The following is a 21,331-nucleotide window of genomic DNA, read 5'->3' on the forward strand; positions in this document are numbered from 1 at the left end:
CGCGCTCGGTGCATACCGACGCTGTATTGGTGATACCAATTTAGACTGAATCCAAACAATGACAACAGCGCTGGTGAATGCCGTTTTCTCGGTCTAAGACGGGGCCGGTAACGGGGTAATGCGACGCCTCAGGGTCTCGCTTCCGCCAACCGCTTGTAGAGATAGGACCGGGAAATCCCCAGTTGGGCGGCAGCCTTCTTCTTGTTCCCGCCGCAGCGTTCCAAGGCGTCGTAGATCAAATCCATCCCGAGCGCGTCGGTGGCGGCATGCAATCCGCTGCCCTTGGGCGCGACGGCGGCATCCACGGCCCGCACGCGGCCGCGGCGCGGTACGAAATCCACCATTCGCATCGTTTCGCCATCCCCGACGACGAATGCACGTTCCACCGCCTGCCTCATTTCCAGATCATTGCCAGGCCAAGCCTGGCCTTTCAGGAAGGGCAGGACATCCTCCGCGACGTCGGGCATGGCATGATGGTGGCGAAGCGCTGCCGTCTTCAAGAAATCCGACAACAAGTCGGGAAGATCCTCCAACCGAGCCCGTAGGGGTGGAACATCGATGACGACAGGGCTGATGCGGTCCAGGAATGCCGGCAGCATTTGTCCCTTTTCAACCAGCCCATGCAGGTTCTTGGCTGTCGCCGCGATCAACCTGAAATCGGACTTTCGCCCGGACGCTGCCCCGATCCGCACGACCTCTCGCTTGTACAGGGCATCGAGAAGCAGTTCCTGATGCCGCAAGGAAAGCGCGGCGATTTCTTCGATGAACAGCGTACCGTCATTCGCGCGCTCCAGCGCCCCTTTGGACGCCTTGGCATCCGCCCCGGCTATCGCGCCAGGGTCACAACCGAACAGTTCGATCTCCAGCATCGAGGACGGCAAGGCGGCGGCATTGACGACAGTGAAAGCCCCGTCACGCCGCGGGCCGGTTCTGTGGATGGCATAGGCGACCTGGGCGACATCCGTCCCGGCTTCGCCCCTGATCAGGACGGGACTGCCCAAAGGGCCGGCCTTCGCTGCATCCATTCGCACCCGGCGAGCCCCTTCGGAATTGCCGGCCAAGGCCTCTTCTCCGGAAATAGTGGCCTGCCCGGTTCCCGCCAGGCGGCGAAAAAAAGCCACGTCCCGCTCGAGTTCGTTGATGCGCAGGGTCAGCCCTTCGATTTCCTCGGGAGCGTTCAACGCGATACGCCCGATGGCGCCCACGACTTTGCCCTCCTGCATGACCGGCAGGCGGGAAATCGGTCTGCTGACCCCATGGAGGTTCTGCACGTCGCCGCGCTCTGCCACGCCCGTGCCCAGCACGCGGTCCAGTTGGGTATTACCGATGATGTCCCGGGCACTGCCCCCCAAACCGGCCTGCGGGTCGGTCTCGAAAAACGCCTGATGCCGGGGAGAGACATAAGCCAGATGCCCTTCCCGATCGATCACGGTCATCGCACAGTCCGGGTCGTCGATCAGTCCGGCGAGCGCATCGTAGGCGAAATCAACCGTCGTCAAAAACGTGGCGAGCGCGTCGTCAACGCCGGTGTTGAAGAGCAGAACCTCGCCCGCATCCGTGGGTACGCAGAAAACCGTGTAATGCTGGCCGTCGATCGACAAAGTCCCGATCCGGCGCCGCTTGACTTCGGCGAACCATTTGCGCTCGAGCACCATTGCACCCAAACGCGGATCCGACAGCGGTCCGAAAACCGCTACGTCGCCGCTTTTCGCCAATAGAATGGCCCCTACGGTACGCCCCGATTTCATAAGTCCGTCACCTTTTCCGACAACCAACCATGCCACGACTGGGAACCGCGGCCGATATTAGGCGCCTTGCGGACGAACTGTCCACGAAAACGACATGTTTGGCCAAGTGTCCGTCAATTGGGCCTCTATTCGACGCCGTCGACCGGGCGCGACAGCCCCCCCTGAATCGCGATTTCGAGGCCCGACTCACCGCCTCGAATTGCAATTCGCTCGATCGGATTACCCGCACGGAAACCACGGTAGCATAATCCGCGACTCATTCTTATGGTTGATGGATACAGGGTGGTGGCGGCGCTGCTTCCGGCAATCATTTTCACTTTAGATTCAACGAGGAGGCTTTAGTGATTGCTCAACTTTTATCTAAATATTTCCGCAAATGTTAACAGCAAAGCGTATCTACGGGGCAATGTGTCTGATAGTTAACAATGACACTTATGAAAAATATATTTGCGAGGCTCAAGCGTGGTACACATACTATGTTTGTATCACTCGAGCGCCGCTTCGGCGCCCCCTGAAGAGAACACAAAACCGTCGACCTATCTATTCGGTCGGGAGGGGATGAAATGGAACGAGGTTGGACGCGCCTTGCCGACGCCGATACGGCGTTTGTGGCATGGAGAGTATGCAAACACGGCAACAGTTGAGAAAACACGGTGGCACCACATAAGAATTCTCTCCTCGTTGTCGAAGACGAAGAAGCTACACGCGCTCTCATTACGACGTATTTTCGGAATGAGGGCTTTTTGGTTACGGCTTGCGAGGACGGCATGTCGGCAAGGCTAGAGATCAGTTCCCGCGAGTTCGACGTGGTTCTGATGGACGTGAACCTACCGGACGACGACGGGTTCGAAGTGTTGCGCGAAGTCCGCGCGAACTACCCCGCTACGCCGGTTATCATGGTCACATCCCGATCTACCGAAATCGACACGGTTCTCGGCCTGGAACTGGGCGCGGACGATTACGTCGCGAAGCCGTTCAGCCTGCCGGAACTGCGGGCACGGGTAAGGACGGTTCTTCGACGCGCATCCGAAAAACACAGCAGCAACGATACCGCGGGCCCGGTGCGACTGGGCAAGTGGCTGGTCGATCTGACGCGGCGCGAGATCACGGAAGACGACGGGATCATCGTCCGGGTCACGCGCGGCGAGTTCGACCTGTTGAGCGCGCTGTTGAGATACCGCGGCGCGCCGGTAAGCCGCGATTTCCTCTTGGATGTGGTCAGTGCGAACAGCGCTGACACGTCCGACCGTACGGTGGACACGCTCATCAGTCGTATCCGGGCTAAGTTGCGTGAACACCACAACGATACGCTGATCATCGAAACGGTTCGCGGTATTGGCTACCGCCTGATCGATGTGACGCGCAGTCAGGATAAAGGTGCCTGACGGATGATGGATTGGCACGAAATAGGCGATCGGCGGCTTCTTGGCCGGTCCGCCGTCGTGCCTTCGGGTGATGGGGCGGGGGTTGGTCCATGATGCCGATCCAGGAACGCCTTCAGGAAATGCAAACCCTCGCCATGGCGAAGACGCGCACGGCGCGCGGTCAGTTGGGCGAGCATTTGACCGGCCTGCTCCAAAGCCAGGATGCCCCGCCGACCGAGATGGAATGGGAGCTGATCGCCCAGATCTACGAACTGATCGTTCGGGATGTGGAAACGGTCGTGCGTTCAAAATTCGCGGAAGAACTGGCCCGTCGGCTGGACGCTCCCAGGCACCTCATCGTCATTCTCGGCAATGACGAAATAGAAATCGCCCGGCCCGTTCTGACACGCAGCACCGTGCTGCTGGACGAAGACCTGATCGACATCGTCACGAACCGGACCACCGATCATCGCAGTGCGGTCGCCATTCGCGCCCGCCTTTCTGACGCCGTATCCGCGTCGATTGTCGATACAGGCGATGTCAAAGCCCTGACGACTTTGCTGCGGAATCACACCGCCGACATCTCGGATAAGTCGTTTCTGAAAATCGCGGATCTTTGTGCGTCCACGACGGATCTTCATGAACCGCTGGTCAATCGCCAGGACACGCCTTGGCCCGCGATCGAGAAGGTCGTCTCGCTGGTGTCGGAAGCGCTGCTGGTATCGATCTCGGCAAAATGGTCGATGTCGATAGACGACCTAACCGAAATCGCCGAAAAGGCACGCGACGCATCGCTGCAGGAAATGTCGCAGCGGCGGCGGGCGCACAAACCGCCGGCCCCTCCCCCGGATACCGAGAGCGCGGACGGCCCGGCTGGTCGCCTTGAACAGCAGATCATCAACGCCTTGCGAAACGGGGATGTGACAACCGCCCAGCGACTGGTCGAACATTGGTCGCAATTGCCCGGGGCCGCCGTTCGGACAATTCTCTTGGAAGATGACCCGACCCTCCTTGCCACACTGTACAAGGCCAAGGGCGCCGATCCGCTGACATTCTCCCGCACGGTTGCGGTACTGAAAGGCGAGAATTTCGAACTCGACCGCACCAAGTTCAAGGAAGTGCTCTCGCTCTACCGGGACCTGGATGCCCGCCAGGCGATGCGGACCGTCATGCACTGGCGGAAATCGCCGCGGGCATTGCTGCAAAAGGTCAAGCGGTCCGCTGCAGCCGCATCCAGTCAGGCATCCTGACCCGCCTCCGCGAAACGGTCATTCGCGTTTCCAATTTTTATTACTTGAAGGCAACGTCTGTCGTATGAGGGGCGTCTATTCGGACAACCTCGACAGCAATACTTCCAGATCGGAGATCGCCGCATAGGAATGCGTCCGCAACTCGGCAAGCGCACTCGCCACTTCTTCCGTTCCCCCATTGCTGAGGGCATCAGTCAGTTTCGCGGCAGACTTGGACACTTTGTTGAGAGCATAGTTGCCCGAGGACCCCGTGATCTTGTGGGCGGCTATCATCGCGGTACCGACATCCTGCCTGGAGAGCGCATCCTCGACGCTGGCGAGTTCGGTGGATATGCATTTATGGACCATCTCAATGAGGCCGCGAAAATCCGCCTGAGCAAAAACGCTATGCAGGCCTGCGATCTTCTCCTTGTCCATGGAGCCTAGCCCCTCGAACAACCCCTGGCTCGACGCCGCGTCCGTATCCGGTTTCGCTTTGCGCAGGCTCAGCCCCGATTGGCGTCGCGAACGCTCGTTGAATGCTTGATCGGAAGTCGCATTCACCGCACAACACTCCTCTAACTCCCCTTCGGGTCGACAGCATGCATGCTGCCCCCTCGGTGAATACCCGTAACCATCTGAAGGATGTGTCAGCTTTGCACGGTATCATCCCCTTGAGCAAGCTACATATTTTCGTAATAAGCGCTCACTGGCGGCGGTTTGGGCACGCTACGGTTGAATGGTGTCGGGCGCTGCGCGCTATGATTCCGAAAGCGGCGAAACCGTCGTTTCCCAATACCGTGACTTTTCAGGCAATTCGGGTCGGACGCCTCCTGGGGCTCACTACAGCGTGCGCCGTCGCCATGGCAGCTTTGTGGCCGCCCGCGTTCTCTCAGGCGCAGCCCATCGCCTCCGCAATAACGGGGACGGTTCAAGGTCCCCCCACCGCACCGGTCGTGCAGCTTTTCGCGCCGCCGCGCCTCCCCCCCGGCAGGGAAGCATCTTCCTTGGTCATTGGGGCAATCGCAGCGAATTTCTGGCTGGATGGCGATACCGCCCTGTCCGCCGAAATTGCCGACTATTTCGCATCTAAAACCGACCCCCTGCGCGCAAGCTCGGAAGATGCATTCTTGACCCTGATCGATCAAATGCGGGACCGACCGATTTCCGTGCCCCTGTTCAGCAAACTGGTTAGAGAGCGGGATGCTAGGCCGCGATTGGGCTTTGCCTGGGAGGACGAGAATGTCTCCCCGCCGCCCGCGCTCACATTCCGGACAGCGATGGACCGCCACTGTTTCACCCTGAACATGCCGTTACAGTGGGCGCGTCTTATCGACGCCCCCCTGGAACTGCCGGCGGAAGTCCCCGCGCATGACCGAAATGAGGTCCGCCTTGAAATCATCGCCCAACCCGCCGACGCCTATGGCGTTCCTGTCGCGGGCGACGCCAGGCAGGTTTTCGGTATAAGCTGCCGCTCTCACACGGTTATCACCGCGGAACCGATGACAGGTATTCTGATGACGGTGGACGGTGCATTCTTGACCACCATTGATCCTGCCCACCTTTAACCACGCACACGAATGGACTCTATTCGGGGCCGCATAGGGCAGTCCCCGGACCTTGCCAGTGGACATCCGCCGGCGGTCATGCTTGAAGAACGCCCCCATATGCGACATCCGCATCGACCACAGCGACATTTCCCGGGATATCGATGAGCCAGATCCAGAACCCTTCCCTTCCCAAAGAGCAGATCAAATTCCTTCTATTGGAAGGCATCTCCCAAACCGCGATCGATGTCCTGTCAAAGGCGAATTATCAAAACGTCGAACGCGTCAAGACCGCCATGGACGGGGAAACCCTGGTCAAAGCCCTGGAAGGGGTTCGGTTTCTGGGGATACGGTCCCGCACGAAAGTGACCAAGGAGATCATCGAGGCGAGCAATACCTTGACTGCCGTCGGCTGCTTTTCAGTCGGCACCAACCAGATCGACGGTGACGCCGCGCGCCATCGCGGCATTCCGGTTTTCAACGCCCCGTTCTCCAACACACGCAGCGTCGCCGAACTGACCATCGCGGAAATCATCATGCTGTTCCGCCGCACCTTTCCGAAATCGGTCGCGGCGCATGCGGGCAAATGGGACAAGTCCGCCGAAGGCAGCAGCGAAATCCGCGGCAAAACGCTCGGCATCATCGGCTATGGCAATATCGGGTCTCAGCTAGCCGTCCTCGCCGAGGCGATGGGCATGCGCGTGATTTACCTGGATCATGCGGACAAACTGCGCCACGGAAACGCACTGCCGGTCGGGTCGATGCAGGAATTGATGCGGGAAAGCGATGTGATCAGCCTGCATGTGCCGGAAACGGAGTCCACCCGGAACATGATCGGCCCGCAGGAGATCTCTTGGATGAAACCGGGCGCCTATCTGATCAACAATGCCCGCGGCACGGTCGTCGTGCTTGAAGCGCTTGCCGAAGCTTTGCGTGACGGCCGTCTCGGCGGCGCAGCGATCGACGTCTTTCCGAGCGAGCCCTCCTCGAATGCGGACGAATTCAAATCGCCGCTGCAGGGGTTGGACAATGTGATCCTGACCCCACACGTCGGCGGTTCCACGATCGAGGCACAAGAACGGATCGGCGAGGAAGTCGCCCGCAAGCTCGTCGAGTATTCCGATGTCGGCTCGACCATCGGCGCGGTTAATTTTCCGCAGGTGCAACTGCCGCCCAAGCCGTCCGGAACGCGTTTCATCCAGGTTCAGCGGAACCTGCCGGGGGAACTCGGCCGTTTGAACGACGTCTTCGCACGTCACGATGTAAACATTGCCGCCCAGTACTATCAGACGGATGGCGAGATCGGCTATGTGGTCCTGGATGCCGACGGCAACGTCCCGTCACCGGAGAACATCGTGCAGGAGATCCGCGCGCTGAACGGCACGATCCGGGCCCGCGTGCTGAACCGTTTGAGCTGACCCAACCCGAAATCACCGATCGCGGTAGGTAGTTGTTAACACTTTCCGCCCATTATTAGCGCACACTTATCATTTATCCGATAATTGCGTATATCAAACGATCGGTTTTCGTTAGGGGATGGTTCATGGCGAATGCGGCACCACGGAAAGAGTTTTCCGTAGAACGGATGATGCGGAAGCAAAGGGGCGGCAGTGACGGTGCCGTTCTGGACGAGCCCCATTCCAGCGCCCTTTCTGCCGGCGACAGCGTGGCAATCCTCGAAGCCATCGCCGCGCTTCGGGAAGAGGTCCGCGAGTTGAAAGAAGCGGCGCCGATGGCATCTGCGAAGGCCGGCGAGCCGATGGACGAGCAGGACGAAATGGCCCGCGACGTCCGCATCGAGATCGCGCAGATGGTTCGCGTCATCGCCAAGACCAAGCAGGAAATTGCGCAGATTAAACATCCGTTCGGCGAGGATGCCGACAAAATCGAACGCGCCCATAGCGAATTGGACGCGATCGTCATGGCGACGGAACAGGCCACCCAAAGCATTATCGAGGCGACCGAGGTCTTGGAAGCCGGGTTCAGCAGCCTCGCCGTATTGGCGGAAGAAGACCAGGAAATGCTCGAACTGGTCGACAAGATGAACGATCAGGTGACGCAAATCCTAGAAGCCTGCAACTTCCAGGACATTACGGGGCAGCGGATCACGAAGGTGGTCAAGACGGTGCGCTTCATCGAGGACAGGATTCTGGCGATGATCGCGATCTGGGGCGCCCAGGCCTTCGAAGACCTGCCCGTCAACTCGGACGGGATCGCGGAAGGCGATGGCGACGAGAACCTGCTGCAAGGCCCGCAATTGGGCAACGAAGGCATCAGCCAGGCCGAGATCGACGCCCTCTTCGACTAACCGGCCCAAGCCTGAGACTTGGCCCGGGGACTATACATGCCTGTTGCACGAACCCTTGAATAGGTCCGATACTCCGCAAGGGGTTGGTCGGGGGTTTCGCGTGCATGCATCACGCCGTCCCCGGCTATTGTTTGGCATTGGGAGCGTGCGGAGCACCTGGCATGGCCGATATCCTCAACCGGCGGAGTTTCAAGGCTGGCTCTTTCGTCTTCCGTGAGGGAGACAAGGGCAACCACGCCTATGTAGTTCAGTCCGGCCGCGTTGCGATCGAAAAGACCGGAAAAGATGGCAAGGCCATCACATTGGGGACGCTCCAGACCGGCGCGATTTTCGGAGAAATGGCGCTGGTCGATAACAGCACCCGCATGGCCGCCGCTCGCGCCGAAGAACCCACAGTATTGATCACCATCCCCAAGGAAGTCGTCCAGAAGAAGCTGGAGAGGGCCGACCCGGTGGTTCGAATGTTGATTCTGATGATGATACGCATGATCCGGACGCTGGCCGAGCACGGCGGCCTGGGTAACAAGATGGTCGAGGAACTGATCCGCGTGGCCGAGAAGTCGGACACCGGCGACACTCCGTCCGCATCGCAACGAAAGGAAAGCCAATGAGCAGAGAGATCGTGGCCGTCCAATCGTTCAAGAAGGGCGAGACGGTTTTCCGCGAAGGCGAAGTGGGCCGCACAGCCTTCCTTGTCCGCGAAGGCCTCGTGAAGATCGCCCGGCAAAGGTCCTCCAGTCAGAAGCAGACCGTCGGCCTTGCCGGACCGGGTCAGGTTTTCGGCGAGCATGCCCTGCTTTCCATTGGCCCGCGCCCTAATACGGCGGTGGCTGAACAACCGACCAAATGCGTGGTGGTTCACCGCGACAGGTTGACGGAAAAGCTGAAAACCGAAGATCCTTTCATCGCGGCCCTATACAATATCCTCGCAACCAATATGCGTGCGATGATCGATAAGGGAGCGGATCTGGAATGCCTGCTGCAGGATCTTTCGGAAGGCACACGTGCGTTGGAGGAATCCGCGGCCGCTGAGACGCCCAGCAGCACACAATCGCCCGCGCCGCCCCCCAAAAAAGCCCCTGCATCATCCAAAGCCTCGACGACACGCCCGGCACAAAACCCGGCACCGACAACGGGCCCATCGGACGAAGACGAGGACGACGCTTTCCTGATCTGACCGTTCGTACTGCCGCGTTTTCAGTTCAGAACCGGGTAATTTTGTTCCTGGGCTTCCGACGCCATGAGGGCGATTGCCTCATAGGCTGCTTCCGGCACGTTCGCGAAACCATCGACCAGCAAAGACCGATTGAGAGCCGCGATTTCGGGGCGCGCAACCGCCAGGATCAAAGCCTCGCGAAATGCTTCGACCGAAGCCTCCGGCATTGACCGGGGGACCACAAAGGGAAGACCCGGAACCGCGGGCCCCTCTGCAAGGACCCTCAAAGCGCCGGTCTGAACGACTTTATGCTTGGTAATCAGCGCATAGGTGACACAATCGACACTGCAGGTATCGACCTCACCCGCAGCCAACGCCTTGATGCTTGCCAAGTGGCTGCCTGACCGAATTGAGGCGCCGAAGAAGCGCCCCTCTGCCGCCAATGGCGCGATCATCCAGCGGATGCTGTTGTAGCCAGAATGAGAGTCCCTGCTGTTATAGGCGACCCGCCTGCCTTGCAGGTCCGTCAGGCTCTGTGCCTCGTCCTCCTTTCGGACAAGAATGAGGTTCCTGTAATTCGGCCCCTCGCACCAATCGACCGCATAGACCGGCGTCGCCACCACCTGCCAGTCCTGCTCAAGCCCCAGTTTGTAGGGATATCCGCATGTCTGCGACAAGCTCATCGCCGGGTTCCGCCAATGGGACATGAGATCGGGAAAACGCGACAGGACATCGTCGAGCCCGCCCACGCCTTCTGAGGCCATTGCCCGGCACATAAGGCGCCACCAGTCATCCCAAAAGGGCCGCAGTCCCGGCAGATCGTACATCGGGAGAGATACCAATCCCGTCATGGGGATGTTCTCGTTCGTTCATGAAGGGCGCCGACGAAGTCAGCGGCCTCATGCGATTGGACCGTCGCGGCCCTGATCAAATCGTCGAAATGACTGGTCAAGGTCCGGACATGTTCGCGCGTCGTGAAGGCGAAATACATCTGGCCCAGATAGATCGCCGCGCGCTGCATGCCGAAGATGGTGTAAGGCGCCGCGTAATGTGTTCGCCCATCGAACAGAAACAGCCGAAGGCGCGGGTACAACTCACGGAGCAGCGACTGCAATTCCGCCAATTGCTCCAACCGTGCGTCCAGCCCCAAACCGGCCCATATGCCCCTACCCTCGGCGAAGAGCTCGAGACCCTGGGTCGACATGCAGACTTCGATATCCGTATCGGGCAGGCGTGAATAGGCGCGCTTGTCACGGGTCGCGATAATGGCCTGGTCCGTCGATTTGGTGGCGAAGTCCTGATACTCGTGGATCAGGGTCTTTTCGGTCTTCGCCAGATCGGGAAGCGTGGAAGGCACATAGCGGATCTTCCGCCCCGCGGATTCCTGATGCCAGCGTGCCAGGTTTTCATCCACCGGGCTGCGCGTCGCGGGGGAAAAGATGATTGATTCCTGCAGGATCGCGGCATGGGAGCGCTCGTCCGCCGTCAATCCCATCAACCAATCGAGGCTGACGCGCAAAGTCGCTGCAATGCCGGCAACCGTATCGGCGCGGGGCAAGCGGTCGTTATCGGACGATAACAACTGCGACATGGTCGAACGATCGATCCCGACTGCTTTTGCCAGGGCGGATTTCGACATATCCGCACGATCCATGGCCAGTTGCAATCTTTCCCTGAAGGTCCGGACAGCCTCCTGACGTTCAAAACTCCGCATATAAGCTTCACTTCCAACATATTGGTGATTTTACACAACAAACGCTGCCTTACGTTTACTATGATCATATTGCGCACCGCAACATTGATATGAAGAATCCCTCCGGTCGAACACGAAACCGTGAGGAGCTCTCAAAGTGCGTATCGGTACCGGCATCGCCATGAAACTGAGCGCCGTGGAATGGCCGACATGGTTGTTGATCGCGGTCATCTATGGAAGTTGGTCGGTCCTGACGTATTCCGGCATGGAGTTACCTTGGTGGATCCTGCTGCCGGCCGGTGCCTTCGTGACCTGCTGGCACGGACATTTGCAGCATGAATTGATCCATGGGCACCCGACCCGGAACCAGAAGGTCAACGATATTATCGCCTTCCCGCCATTGTCGCTGTGGCTTCCTTACCCGATCTACAAGGAACAACACTTGGCCCACCATCGAAGCCGGACGCTGGCGGACCCGCTGGATGATCCGGAATCCTATTACCTGCACCCCGACCGCTGGGCGTCATTGTCCGGGTTCGCGAAAGCCATTTTGACCGCGAACAACACATTGCTCGGCCGTTGGCTGCTCGGCCCCGTCTTGGTGCCCCTCGGATTTCTGAAATCCGAGCTGCGCCTCCTGCTGCAAGGCGACCGCCACCGCATGCGAATTTGGCTAGGCCATCTGATGTCGCTCGCAGTGATCCTTACCTGGATCGTCGGTGTTTGCGGCCTGCCTGTCTGGACCTATCTGGCCTTCTTCGTCTTGCCGGGAACGTCTTTGCTGCTGATGCGGTCATTCCTGGAACACCGGCCCGGTCGGAAGCAGAAGGAACGTACTGCGATTGTCGAAGGCAGTTGGCTCACCCGTCTTCTCTACCTCAACAACAACCTGCATGTCGTTCACCATACGCAGCCGAAACTTGCCTGGTACAGGATCCCCGCCGCCTATGAACGAAACAAGGACGCCATCCGTCGCCGCAATGGCGGCTATATTTTCAAGGGTTACGCCGAGATTGCCCATCGCTATTTGCTGACCCCAAAGGACCTGCCGGTTTACGCGACACAGGGTTACAGGAAGTAGCGCATCAAGGGGCCGATATCCTCGAAGCCGGCCTTTTTGTAGAAATCGTAGGATCGCTGGCTTTTTTCTGGTGACGGCGCATTGACCTGAAGGCGCTGCCATTTCCGGCGTTTGCCCTCCTCTACCGCAAAGCGCAGCATCCGTTGCCCCAACCCGCCACTGCGATGCGCGGGATCGATATAGAACTCCTGCAATTCCCCGAACCTGCCGCCGGAGAAGAGCGCGCAGGTTTCCGCCAGGGTGATCAAACCGACCACCTTTTCCGGTTCCCCCTGCTCGCCGCCCGTCACGGCGAGGTAGGCGATGAAACCGCTATCGGACGCCAGCAATTCCGCCGCGACAGAGGCATACCCTTCGGGGTCGAATCGTGGGGCGTCAATATCGGTCAGCAGCCGATGCGCAAGATCTCCCACCGCCGCCTTATCCGCCGCTGTGGCATGTCTGATGCTGATCGACCCGTTTCCTGACATGAGCTTCCCCCAATCCTTTCCCGAATTTTCGACATGCGCAGCAAATCCGCAAACCATCCTCACCCGATCCGGGTTCGGTCAAGCAGTTCTTCGTTCAATTCAAGCCCCAGTCCCGGAGCATCGGGGACGGCAACATACCCATGGGCATCAGGATAGAGCGGGAGCGCCAGGGGAAAATCCCGGCGTTCCGGCGTCCAGTCCGGCGGATCATAGGGGAATTCAACGAAAGGGGTCCCGCCGAGGCCGGCAACCAAGTGCAGATTGGCCATCAGACCGATACCGTTGCCCCAGGTGTGCGGGGTGAAGACGACGCCGTTATGTTTGGCATAGAGACCGACGCGATGGAGCCCCGTGATCCCGCCAGTCAAAACGCAGTCGGGTTGCAGCACATCGAGACAGCGACGCTCGACCAGTGTACGCAATTCATGCAGTTCACGGGTCATTTCGCCGCCCGCGATCATAAGCGTCGTCGCCGACCTTAAAGACGCCATGCCGGCATAATCACCCCGGTGCAGAGGTTCTTCCATCCAGTAGACGCCGAGTTTTTCCAACTCTCGCGCGACGGAACGCGCCTTGTCATAGGTCCAAGGCGGCTGCGTATCCCATGGCATACGCCAACCTTGATTACAGTCGACCATCAGTTGCACATCCGGTCCGACGGCCATGCGGACCGCGGCCAACGCCGCCAGATCATCCGTCACGTCGGGGCGCTGAAAGCGGATCTTGATCGCCGGGAAACCAGCCTCGGCCAAACGCCGTGCCTGTGCCGCCAAATCTGCTTCCGTACGCAACACGCCGAGCGAGGCGTATGTCCTGATCCGCCCCTCCGTCCCGCCCAGCAGACGGTAGACCGGTTTCCCTTCGATCTTGCCGAGCAGATCCCATAGCGCGATGTCCAGCGGCCAGGGACGCCCGACATGGAACGCGATGTTGTCCAGCACCTTGAAATGCCGGTCGATGTCGCGCGGATCGCCGCCGATGAAATGATCCAAATAATCATCGATCCCGGCCATGCTGTCGCCGGACCCGATCCCGACGGAACCATCATCGGCAAAGACCTGAACGATATCGGCAATGAAGTCGCGGCGCGGGCGACTATCCCAGGCAGCCGCGAAGGGCGGGTCCAGCGTCAACGAATGACGTGAGATTTCGATCCGCTCAATCCTCATGGTTATCCGCGCGCCGATGCCCCCAATTTTCCCGGACACGGTGTCCGCCCCGCTGCCGGTAGTCAGTGCCGGCCCGGGCTGATATGTCTGCCGCAGGCTTTTTCCAACCAGCCGCGGCGGCTGTCCAAATTTGAATCACAGGCCGGCAACCGGGTCCACTCTGAAAGATCAAACTCTCTCCGGAAGACGACTGCATGACCGATCTCGCCCCATTCTCGCGCAATGATGTCGACCTCATCTCCAAGGAAACACCATTCCGCCGATACTTCCGCGTGGATACCTATGACCTGCGGCATCCGCTGTTCGAAGGCGGCATGTCCCCCGTCGTGAGGCGGGAGGTGTTCGAACGCGGACAATCCGCCAGTTGTCTGCCCTATGACCCGGTTCGCGACGAAGTCGTGTTGATCGAGCAGTTCCGTCCAGGCGCCCTCGCCGCCGGGGATCCCCACCCGTGGCTTATGGAGGCACCGGCCGGCATTGTGGAGCCGGGCGAAACGGCGGAGGACGTGGTTCGCCGGGAAGTCCAGGAAGAAGCCGGCTGCACGGTAACGGACCTTGAATTCGTCATGAACCTCTACCCCTCCCCCGGCAGCACCTCGGAGCAGGTCGCGATGTATGTCGGGCGAACCTCGACCGAAGGCGTCGGCGGCATCCATGGCCTGGATCAGGAAGCGGAGGACATCCGTGTATTCACCATCGGCTTCGCGGCACTGATGGAACTTGTGGACAAAGGCGGGGCGCAGACTGCGGCCGGCGCGATCCTGTACCTTTGGCTCGCGCAAAACCGCGACGCCCTTCGCGCGAAATGGACATGAACATGCCCGACATCGTGGAAATCACTTCGCGCGAACGCGCCTTCGACGGCTTTTTCAAAATGGATGTCTTCACGCTGCGGTTCGAATTGTTCCGCGGCGGGATGAGCCCTGAAATAGAGCGCGAAGTCCTCATCATGAATCAAAGCATCTGCTGCCTGCCCTACGATCCGGTCCGTGACGAGGTCGTGCTGGTGGAACAGTTTCGCACCGGCCCCTTCGCAGCGGGCGAGGAGCGCCCCTGGATGCTGGAAGCGCCGGCCGGTTTCATGGAGGCTGGCGAAGACGCAACGCAGACCGCGACGCGCGAGGTCCACGAAGAAGCGGGATGCGCAGTCACCGCGCTCGACTATACAGGCCCGTTCTATACCTCACAGGGCGCGCTTTCCGAACGCACTCACGTCTTCATCGGGCGGGCCGAGACGGCGGGCGTCGGTGGTATCCATGGAGTGGAGAGCGAAGGCGAAAACATTCGTGTCTCGGTATTCTCATTCGATGCGGCCGCCGCCTTGATGAACGAGGGCAAAATCAGATCCGCATTCGGCGTGGTCCCGCTGCTTTGGCTGTCACGGCATCGTGAGAGGTTGCGCCGCGAGTGGCACGCCCCATAATCACTTCCAACATCCAGCCGAATGGCGCGCGAAAAGCGCGAACAAGAAACGAAAAAGAGTGAGGGTCATGCAAATACGCGACGGGTTCGTCGATGCGGTGGGCAACACGCCGCTGATCAAATTGAAAAAGGCGTCCGAGGAAACGGGCTGCACCATCCTGGGCAAGGCGGAATTCCTCAATCCGGGCGGGTCGGTAAAGGACCGCGCCGCGAAGTACATCATCCTCGACGCGGAAGAACGCGGCGAGTTGGAACCGGGCGGCCTGATCGTCGAGGGTACGGCGGGCAATACGGGCATCGGCCTGGCGCTGGTCGCGGATGCGCGCGGTTACCGGACCCTGATCATCATTCCGGAAACCCAGAGCCAGGAAAAGAAGGACATGCTGCGCCTGTGCGGCGCGGAACTGCGTGAAAACGTGGCCGTCCCCTACAAGAACCCGGACAACTACGTGCATGTCGCCAAACGAACCGCCGAGGAACTGGCGAAAACCGAGAAGCATGGTGTCCTTTACGCAAACCAGTGGGACAATCTGTCGAACCGGAACGCCCATGTGCGTTCGACCGGGCCGGAGATCTGGGAACAGACCAACGGTCAGATCGACGGCTTCATCTGTGCGGTGGGCACCGGCGGTACACTGGCGGGCATGGCGGAATATCTGCGGTCGAAGAAGAAGGATATCGTCATCGGCCTCGCCGATCCCATGGGGGCGGCGATGTACAATTACTTCACGAAAGGCGAGCTTTCGAGTTCGGGCACCAGCATCACCGAAGGTATCGGCCAGGGCCGCATCACCGGCAACCTGGAAGGCCTGGAAGTCGATGAACCCTTCCAGGTGCCGGACACGGAGTGGCTGCCTGTCTGCTTCGACCTGTTGAAGCATGAAGGCCTGCTGATGGGGGGATCGGCCGCCTTGAACGTCATGGGCGCCATCAAATTGGCCAAGAAGATGGGACCGGGGCATACCATCGTCACCGTGCTGTGCGACGGCGGGCAGCGTTATCAGTCCAAGATGTTCAACCCGGAATTCCTGAAGTCCAAAGACTTACCCCTTCCCGACTGGCTGTGACGGCCCGTCCGGGCGATCCGCCGCAAGGCAAGGCCTTCAGCCTTGCCTTGCCCCGCGGCTTCGGCCACAGATGAGGGTAAGAACACCGGGAACAGGGAGAAGGACAGATGACGGCGCTGTTGTTCCGCGACGATGCCTATCAAACCGAATTCGACGCGACCGTAACGGCGGTGAACGACCGTGGCGGGATCGTTCTGGACCAGACCCTGTTCTATTATACCAGCGGCGGCCAGCCCGGCGATAAAGGCGTGCTGACGACCGAGGACGGAACCACCGTTCGGATCGGCACGACCATCAAGGCCGACGGCGAGATCGTTCATGTCCCCGAGGAAGGCCAGCCGGCCCTGCAGCCTGGCACCAAGGTCCGTGGCGAAATCGATTGGGAATTCCGGCACCAGTTGATGCGGATGCACACCTGCATGCATCTTGTCTGCTCTATCGTGCCTTGCGGCGTCACCGGCGGTCAGGTCGGCATAGACAAGAGCCGCCTGGACTTCGATGTCGGCGAACATACGCTCGACAAGGACGAGATCACCGAAAAGCTGAATGCGCTGATCCAGGAGGATCACCCGGTGACCGCCCAGTGGATCACCGACGAAGAGTTGGATTCCAATCCCGATCTGGTCCGCACCATGTCGGTCCAACCGCCGCGCGGGTCCGGCAAGGTTCGCCTGCTGAAGATCGGCGACGGGGTCGACCTGCAACCCTGTGGCGGCACCCATGTGAAAAGCACGGGAGAGATTGGTCCTGTGCGCGTCTCCAAGATCGAGAACAAGGGCAAGCGAAACCGACGCGTGAATATCGTTTTCGATACGGTTTGAACAACCTTCCAAACATCCGGCAAGGATATCTGACATGAGCGACGCCTATCCGACACCCACCGTTTCCACGGAATGGCTGGCCGATCATCTGGACGACCCGAATGTCGTGGTGCTGGACAGCAGCTATCATCTGCCGACGGTCAAGCGCGATGCCGCAACGGAATTCGAAGGCCTGCGCATTCCAGGCGCGCAATTCTTCGATTTCGACGGCAAGATCAAGGACCCGGACGCGGACCAACCACATATGCTCTGCTCCCCCGACCGGTTCGAACGGGAGGTGGGCGCGCTCGGCGTCTCCAACGACAGCTTCGTCGTCTCTTATGACGTGAACGGCATCTTCTCGGCCTCGCGCTGCTGGTGGATGTTCCGCACCTTCGGACATGAAAAAGTCGCGGTTCTCGACGGTGGGTTGCCGAAATGGGAACACGAAGGCCGGCATGTGGAAACCACGCCCCCCGCACCCGCAAAACCCGCCAAATTCAAGGCACGCTTCCATCCGCATCTGGTGCGCAGTGCCCAGCATGTCCTGGATGCGCTGGAGACAGCCGATATTATCGATGCCCGGTCGGCCGGCCGATTCCTGGCACAGGATCCGGAGCCCCGTCCCGGTCTTCGGTCGGGCCATATTCCCGGCAGTTTCAATATCCCGTTCCAGAAGATCCTGGCCGACAACGGAACGCTGAAACCGGCAGAGGAATTGAAGAAGATCTTCACCGATGCCGGGATCGACCTGGAAAACCCGATCATCACCTCCTGCGGGTCTGGTGTGTCCGCGTGTAATCTGGCGCTGGGCCTCTACGTGCTGGGCCGGGAGGACGCCGCCGTCTATGACGGGTCCTGGTCGGAATGGGGATCGCGGGAAGAACTGCCGATCGAAACCTGATTTCAGTCTTTTTTTCTTAGGTATCGCCATGGATATCAGACCCATCATCGACGGGGATGAGGAAGCCCTGGTCGCCCTTTGGGGCGCCTGCAAGCTGATCCGCCCCTGGAACGACCCGACCGCCGATATCGCGCTGGCGCGGCGCAGCCCTGCCGCGGAGATATTCGTCGGCATCGACGGAGAGGACATCGTCGCCTCCGCCATGTGCGGTTTCGACGGTCATCGCGGCTGGCTCTATTACGTCGCGACGCATCCGGACCTGCGCGGTACCGGCGCGGGACGCAGTATTGTGACAGTTGCGGAGGACTGGCTGGCCGAGCAAGGCTGCCCCAAGGCCGAATTGATCATTCGCGGCGGGAACAAACCGGTCGCGGCCTTTTACGAGGCGATAGGCTACACAATCGAAGATCGTATCCTGATGGCGAAATGGCTGATCGAACCACCCGCCGCGCAGGATGAACCGGCCTCTGAGCCGGAGGTCGAGCTCTTCGATGTCACGATCACCTTCCTGGAAATGACGGCGCGTCCCACCGCCCCACCCCGCCCCATGCCAGTGACCGGAACTCCCTTGTCCCTGATCCGCCTGCACAACCCAACGGTCAGTTATTACCGATATATCCAGCACACCGTCGGGGACCCGTGGCTGTGGTTTGAACGCCGCAAGATGAGCGACGCGGAAGTCCACGCGATCATCACCGACGAAAATGTCGAGATCTACGTCTTGTCCGAAGGCGGCGTACCCGCGGGCTTCGTGGAGCTGGACTTCCGCGGCATGCCGGACGAAGCGGATGTGGCCTATTTCGGCCTACTGCCGGACTTCATCGGCAAGGGACTCGGTCCCTATCTGTTGGACTGGGCAATCCGGACCGCATGGGATCGCGATCCCGCGCCCAAACGACTGACGGTCAATACCTGCTCCCTGGATCACCCTTCCGCGCTTGGCGCCTATCAGAAGGCCGGGTTCCGGCCTTACGCGCGCGAGCAGAAGAAGGTCCCCGACCCGAAGGCACTGGGGATCATTCCCGTTTAGCCGGCCAATAGACCTTGAACCCGCTTCCCAATCGCTAGCGACGATGTCAGGCCCGGTGACTCGATGCCGAACAGGTTCACGAAACCGTCCACACCGGTTTCCTCAGGCCCTTGGATCATGAAGTCCAAACCGGCGCCACCGGGCTTGGCGATTTTCGGCCGTATGCCGGAATAGCCCGGTTCAAGTGCGCCGTCTGGCAGGTCCGGCCAATAGGCGCGCACCGCTTCGTAGAAACTGTCGCCGCGGGAAGGATCGACCTCGTAATCGATCTCATCCACCCACTCGATATCCGGCCCGAAGCGGATCTGGCCGCCCATGTCGAGCGTAACGTGGACACCGAGCCCCGCCGCCTGCGGCATCGGGTAAATGAGGCGCGTGAAAGGGCTTTTCCGCGCCATGGTGAAATAGTTACCCTTGCAATAGAAAGTCGGCGGGGTATTGGCGGGGTCGAGCCCTTCGATCTTCTCAGCCAAGTGCATGGCGTGCAGGCCCGCGGAGTTCACCACCTTCTTGGCCCTCAAGCGCATCGGGTTCTCGCCGCCGATGTCCAGCACGATGCCAGTGGACGTAGCTTCGCCCCGGATAACGGGGGAATTGAAGGCGATCATCGCGCCGTGATCTTCCGCGTCACCCTGATAGGCCAGCATCAGTGAATGGGAATCGACGATGCCGGTCGACGGCGAGTTGATCGCCGCGATGCATGACAGGGCCGGCTCCATCGAAATCGCCTGATTGGCGCCGATTTGTTCAAGGTCGTCGACGCCGTTTTCCGCGCCCTTGTCCAGGATGGCCTGCAGTTTCTCCAGATGGCCTTCCTCGGTCGCGACGATCAGCTTGCCGCAATTGGAATGCGGCACACCGTGACTGGCACAGTAGTCATAGAGCATCCATTTGCCCTCGACACAGAGCTTCGCCTTGTCGCTGCCGGTCGGGTAGTAGATGCCGGCATGGATGACTTCGCTGTTCCGGCTGCTGGTTTCCGTACCGATTGCGTCCGCCGCTTCCAATACGATCACATCGTCGCCCGCCATGGCCAGCGACCGGGCACAGGACAGACCGACGACGCCCGCCCCAATCACGACTGTTTCAACTTCCGCCTCTTCCATCCCTGACGCTTGCTCCCTGCTTCCGCGCACTGCACTCTAGCCGCCACCGAGCGATTTCTTTTCTCCGGGGTTCCAGATGAAAGACGATACCAAACTGACCCATGCGGGCCGGCATCCCCATGAGAACCATGGTGCGGTGAACACGCCCGTGTATCACGCGTCCACGATCCTCTTTCCGACTCTGGCGGATTTCGACAGTCGCGACCGGAAATATGTTTACGGTCGGAAAGGCACGCCGACAACATCTACGCTGGAAGAGGCTGTTTCCCAGTTGGAACAAGCCCATGGCACGGTGCTTGCGCCCTCAGGCCTGGCGGCGGTGACAACGACGCTGATGAGTTTCGTGAAAGCGGGCGGCCATGTCCTGCTGACCGACAGCACCTATTTCCCGACCCGGAAATTCGCCAATGGCATTCTCAAGCGGCTTGGCATCGAAGCCGAATACTACGACCCGCTGATCGGCGGCGGGATCGAAAAACTGATCCGCCCCAACACCAACCTGATCTGGATGGAATCCCCGGGTTCCCTCACCTTCGAGATGCAGGACGTCCCGGCCATTGTCGCCGCCGCGAAGAAACACGGCGTGCCGACGGCGATCGATAACACCTGGTCCGGCGGCTATTTCTTCAAACCGTTGACACTCGGCGTCGACGTCTCCGTCCAGGCAGCGACAAAATATATCGTGGGCCATTCCGACGCCATGCTGGGCACCATCGCCTGCAACAAGGAGACCTATGCCCAGGTCCAGGATACCTTCCTGCAGCAGGGGAATTGCGCCGGACCGGACGACGTCTATCTTGGCACACGCGGTTTGCGGACCATGGCGGTGCGCATGCGCCGCCAGCACGAGAACGGCATCAAACTGGCCGAATGGCTGCGCGAACGGCCGGAGGTACTGCGCGTCATGCACCCCGCCCTGCCGAAGGACCCGGGCCATGAAATCTGGAAGCGGGATTTCACCGGGGCAAGCGGCCTCTTCGGTTTCATTGTCGATTGCACCGATCGACAGGCGCTGGCGTCCATGCTCGACGGACTGGAGCTGTTTGGCATGGGGGCGAGCTGGGGCGGATATGAAAGCCTGATCCTGCCCAGCGATCCGTCCAAGATGCGCAGCGCGACTACCTGGAACCCGGGTGGCGCGACCTTGCGCATGCATGTGGGCTTGGAAGATCCGGAAGACCTGATCGCAGACCTGGCCGCCGGATTCGAGCGCCTGAACGCCATGAGAGGGTGAGCC

The 21,331-nt window shown here is 60.1% G+C and carries 22 protein-coding genes; 15 read left to right on the plus strand and 7 right to left on the minus strand.

What is annotated here, in order from left to right; translation table 11 throughout:
- Nucleotides 1-128 precede the first annotated feature (128 nt).
- Nucleotides 129-1,748 (minus strand): sigma 54-interacting transcriptional regulator, encoded by a 1,620-nt coding sequence (locus ACQK2G_RS12545; RefSeq protein WP_425405372.1) that lies wholly within the window; start codon nt 1,746-1,748, stop codon nt 129-131.
- Between the two features lie 653 nt (nt 1,749-2,401).
- Here ACQK2G_RS12545 and ACQK2G_RS12550 point away from each other — a divergent pair.
- Nucleotides 2,402-3,133: a response regulator transcription factor gene (locus ACQK2G_RS12550; protein WP_425405373.1), complete on the plus strand. Its 732-nt coding sequence runs from the start codon at nt 2,402-2,404 to the stop codon at nt 3,131-3,133.
- A gap of 89 nt (nt 3,134-3,222) precedes the next feature.
- The gene (locus ACQK2G_RS12555; protein ID WP_425405374.1) at nt 3,223-4,362 is read left to right on the plus strand and encodes a DUF2336 domain-containing protein; all 1,140 of its coding nucleotides are present in this window, start codon (nt 3,223-3,225) and stop codon (nt 4,360-4,362) included.
- A gap of 75 nt (nt 4,363-4,437) precedes the next feature.
- Here the strand turns inward: ACQK2G_RS12555 and ACQK2G_RS12560 are convergent, their stop codons facing one another.
- On the minus strand, nt 4,438-4,905 hold the full coding sequence (locus ACQK2G_RS12560; protein ID WP_425405375.1) for an Hpt domain-containing protein: 468 nt from the start codon (nt 4,903-4,905) through the stop codon (nt 4,438-4,440).
- A gap of 443 nt (nt 4,906-5,348) precedes the next feature.
- Here ACQK2G_RS12560 and ACQK2G_RS12565 point away from each other — a divergent pair, with 443 nt between their 5' ends.
- The 5 genes from ACQK2G_RS12565 (at nt 5,349) to ACQK2G_RS12585 (ending at nt 9,373) form a co-directional block, all read left to right on the plus strand.
- A complete protein-coding gene (locus tag ACQK2G_RS12565; RefSeq protein WP_425405376.1) occupies nt 5,349-5,909 on the plus strand; it encodes a hypothetical protein in 561 nt (186 codons plus the stop codon).
- A gap of 143 nt (nt 5,910-6,052) precedes the next feature.
- On the plus strand, nt 6,053-7,306 hold the full coding sequence (gene serA / locus ACQK2G_RS12570) for a phosphoglycerate dehydrogenase (RefSeq protein WP_425405377.1): 1,254 nt from the start codon (nt 6,053-6,055) through the stop codon (nt 7,304-7,306).
- A gap of 125 nt (nt 7,307-7,431) precedes the next feature.
- A complete protein-coding gene (locus ACQK2G_RS12575; RefSeq protein WP_425405378.1) occupies nt 7,432-8,196 on the plus strand; it encodes a protein phosphatase CheZ in 765 nt (254 codons plus the stop codon).
- Nucleotides 8,197-8,357: 161 nt separating this feature from the next.
- Nucleotides 8,358-8,807 (plus strand): cyclic nucleotide-binding domain-containing protein, encoded by a 450-nt coding sequence (locus tag ACQK2G_RS12580; RefSeq protein ID WP_425405379.1) that lies wholly within the window; start codon nt 8,358-8,360, stop codon nt 8,805-8,807.
- On the plus strand, nt 8,804-9,373 hold the full coding sequence (locus ACQK2G_RS12585; protein WP_425405380.1) for a Crp/Fnr family transcriptional regulator: 570 nt from the start codon (nt 8,804-8,806) through the stop codon (nt 9,371-9,373). Before ACQK2G_RS12580 ends, ACQK2G_RS12585 begins: the two co-directional genes overlap by 4 nt.
- A gap of 20 nt (nt 9,374-9,393) precedes the next feature.
- Here the strand turns inward: ACQK2G_RS12585 and ACQK2G_RS12590 are convergent, their stop codons facing one another.
- On the minus strand, nt 9,394-10,203 hold the full coding sequence (locus tag ACQK2G_RS12590; protein ID WP_425405381.1) for a phosphate/phosphite/phosphonate ABC transporter substrate-binding protein: 810 nt from the start codon (nt 10,201-10,203) through the stop codon (nt 9,394-9,396).
- Complete coding sequence (locus tag ACQK2G_RS12595; RefSeq protein WP_425405382.1) at nt 10,200-11,066, minus strand: helix-turn-helix domain-containing protein; 867 nt, start codon at nt 11,064-11,066, stop codon at nt 10,200-10,202. The genes ACQK2G_RS12590 and ACQK2G_RS12595 overlap by 4 nt, the downstream gene beginning before the upstream one ends.
- Nucleotides 11,067-11,202: 136 nt before the next feature.
- Between ACQK2G_RS12595 and ACQK2G_RS12600 the strand changes: the two genes are divergently transcribed.
- A complete protein-coding gene (locus ACQK2G_RS12600) occupies nt 11,203-12,126 on the plus strand; it encodes a fatty acid desaturase (protein WP_425405383.1) in 924 nt (307 codons plus the stop codon).
- Here ACQK2G_RS12600 and ACQK2G_RS12605 read toward each other — a convergent pair.
- Both ACQK2G_RS12605 and ACQK2G_RS12610 read right to left on the minus strand, forming a co-directional pair.
- The gene (locus ACQK2G_RS12605) at nt 12,114-12,596 is read right to left on the minus strand and encodes a GNAT family N-acetyltransferase (protein ID WP_425405384.1); all 483 of its coding nucleotides are present in this window, start codon (nt 12,594-12,596) and stop codon (nt 12,114-12,116) included. The genes ACQK2G_RS12600 and ACQK2G_RS12605 overlap by 13 nt on opposite strands.
- A gap of 59 nt (nt 12,597-12,655) precedes the next feature.
- Entirely contained in the window at nt 12,656-13,804 is a 1,149-nt protein-coding gene (locus tag ACQK2G_RS12610; RefSeq protein WP_425405385.1) for a mandelate racemase/muconate lactonizing enzyme family protein, read from the minus strand.
- A gap of 155 nt (nt 13,805-13,959) precedes the next feature.
- On the opposite strand from ACQK2G_RS12610, the gene ACQK2G_RS12615 reads away from it, so the two are divergent.
- The 6 genes from ACQK2G_RS12615 (at nt 13,960) to ACQK2G_RS12640 (ending at nt 18,988) form a co-directional block, all read left to right on the plus strand.
- Nucleotides 13,960-14,580 carry an NUDIX domain-containing protein gene (locus tag ACQK2G_RS12615; RefSeq protein ID WP_425405386.1) on the plus strand — a complete coding sequence of 207 codons (621 nt, stop codon included), beginning with the start codon at nt 13,960-13,962 and terminating at the stop codon, nt 14,578-14,580.
- Nucleotides 14,577-15,188: an NUDIX domain-containing protein gene (locus ACQK2G_RS12620; protein ID WP_425405387.1), complete on the plus strand. Its 612-nt coding sequence runs from the start codon at nt 14,577-14,579 to the stop codon at nt 15,186-15,188. The genes ACQK2G_RS12615 and ACQK2G_RS12620 overlap by 4 nt, the downstream gene beginning before the upstream one ends.
- A gap of 67 nt (nt 15,189-15,255) precedes the next feature.
- Nucleotides 15,256-16,254: a cysteine synthase A gene (locus tag ACQK2G_RS12625; protein WP_425405388.1), complete on the plus strand. Its 999-nt coding sequence runs from the start codon at nt 15,256-15,258 to the stop codon at nt 16,252-16,254.
- Nucleotides 16,255-16,361: 107 nt separating this feature from the next.
- Nucleotides 16,362-17,075 (plus strand): alanyl-tRNA editing protein, encoded by a 714-nt coding sequence (locus ACQK2G_RS12630; RefSeq protein WP_425405389.1) that lies wholly within the window; start codon nt 16,362-16,364, stop codon nt 17,073-17,075.
- A 34-nt stretch (nt 17,076-17,109) separates the two neighbouring features.
- Complete coding sequence (gene sseA, locus ACQK2G_RS12635) at nt 17,110-17,958, plus strand: 3-mercaptopyruvate sulfurtransferase (RefSeq protein WP_425405390.1); 849 nt, start codon at nt 17,110-17,112, stop codon at nt 17,956-17,958.
- A gap of 28 nt (nt 17,959-17,986) precedes the next feature.
- Nucleotides 17,987-18,988, plus strand: a complete 1,002-nt coding sequence (locus ACQK2G_RS12640) for a GNAT family acetyltransferase (RefSeq protein ID WP_425405391.1) — start codon at nt 17,987-17,989, stop codon at nt 18,986-18,988.
- On the opposite strand, the gene ACQK2G_RS12645 is transcribed toward ACQK2G_RS12640, so the two are convergent.
- Nucleotides 18,985-20,094 carry an NAD(P)/FAD-dependent oxidoreductase gene (locus tag ACQK2G_RS12645; protein WP_425405392.1) on the minus strand — a complete coding sequence of 370 codons (1,110 nt, stop codon included), beginning with the start codon at nt 20,092-20,094 and terminating at the stop codon, nt 18,985-18,987. The genes ACQK2G_RS12640 and ACQK2G_RS12645 overlap by 4 nt on opposite strands.
- A gap of 76 nt (nt 20,095-20,170) precedes the next feature.
- Here ACQK2G_RS12645 and metC point away from each other — a divergent pair, with 76 nt between their 5' ends.
- Complete coding sequence (gene metC / locus ACQK2G_RS12650) at nt 20,171-21,328, plus strand: cystathionine beta-lyase (RefSeq protein WP_425405393.1); 1,158 nt, start codon at nt 20,171-20,173, stop codon at nt 21,326-21,328.
- The last annotated feature ends 3 nt before the right edge of the window (nt 21,329-21,331 follow it).

The organism is Hwanghaeella sp. (genome assembly GCF_965227365.1).
Taxonomy (GTDB): Bacteria; Pseudomonadota; Alphaproteobacteria; order UBA8366; family Aestuariispiraceae; genus Hwanghaeella.

What these genes read in the sequence shown, in the direction of transcription:
- serA (WP_425405377.1), top strand. Translation starts at nt 6,053, where the DNA reads ATGAGCCAGATCCAGAACCCTTCCCTTCCCAAAGAGCAGATCAAATTC.
- ACQK2G_RS12630 (WP_425405389.1), top strand. Translation starts at nt 16,362, where the DNA reads ATGACGGCGCTGTTGTTCCGCGACGATGCCTATCAAACCGAATTCGAC.
- ACQK2G_RS12605 (WP_425405384.1), bottom strand. Translation starts at nt 12,596, where the DNA reads ATGTCAGGAAACGGGTCGATCAGCATCAGACATGCCACAGCGGCGGAT.
- ACQK2G_RS12580 (WP_425405379.1), top strand. Translation starts at nt 8,358, where the DNA reads ATGGCCGATATCCTCAACCGGCGGAGTTTCAAGGCTGGCTCTTTCGTC.
- ACQK2G_RS12620 (WP_425405387.1), top strand. Translation starts at nt 14,577, where the DNA reads ATGAACATGCCCGACATCGTGGAAATCACTTCGCGCGAACGCGCCTTC.
- ACQK2G_RS12575 (WP_425405378.1), top strand. Translation starts at nt 7,432, where the DNA reads ATGGCGAATGCGGCACCACGGAAAGAGTTTTCCGTAGAACGGATGATG.
- ACQK2G_RS12555 (WP_425405374.1), top strand. Translation starts at nt 3,223, where the DNA reads ATGATGCCGATCCAGGAACGCCTTCAGGAAATGCAAACCCTCGCCATG.
- sseA (WP_425405390.1), top strand. Translation starts at nt 17,110, where the DNA reads ATGAGCGACGCCTATCCGACACCCACCGTTTCCACGGAATGGCTGGCC.
- ACQK2G_RS12615 (WP_425405386.1), top strand. Translation starts at nt 13,960, where the DNA reads ATGACCGATCTCGCCCCATTCTCGCGCAATGATGTCGACCTCATCTCC.
- ACQK2G_RS12585 (WP_425405380.1), top strand. Translation starts at nt 8,804, where the DNA reads ATGAGCAGAGAGATCGTGGCCGTCCAATCGTTCAAGAAGGGCGAGACG.
- metC (WP_425405393.1), top strand. Translation starts at nt 20,171, where the DNA reads ATGAAAGACGATACCAAACTGACCCATGCGGGCCGGCATCCCCATGAG.
- ACQK2G_RS12595 (WP_425405382.1), bottom strand. Translation starts at nt 11,066, where the DNA reads ATGCGGAGTTTTGAACGTCAGGAGGCTGTCCGGACCTTCAGGGAAAGA.
- ACQK2G_RS12590 (WP_425405381.1), bottom strand. Translation starts at nt 10,203, where the DNA reads ATGACGGGATTGGTATCTCTCCCGATGTACGATCTGCCGGGACTGCGG.
- ACQK2G_RS12645 (WP_425405392.1), bottom strand. Translation starts at nt 20,094, where the DNA reads ATGGAAGAGGCGGAAGTTGAAACAGTCGTGATTGGGGCGGGCGTCGTC.
- ACQK2G_RS12640 (WP_425405391.1), top strand. Translation starts at nt 17,987, where the DNA reads ATGGATATCAGACCCATCATCGACGGGGATGAGGAAGCCCTGGTCGCC.
- ACQK2G_RS12625 (WP_425405388.1), top strand. Translation starts at nt 15,256, where the DNA reads ATGCAAATACGCGACGGGTTCGTCGATGCGGTGGGCAACACGCCGCTG.
- ACQK2G_RS12545 (WP_425405372.1), bottom strand. Translation starts at nt 1,748, where the DNA reads ATGAAATCGGGGCGTACCGTAGGGGCCATTCTATTGGCGAAAAGCGGC.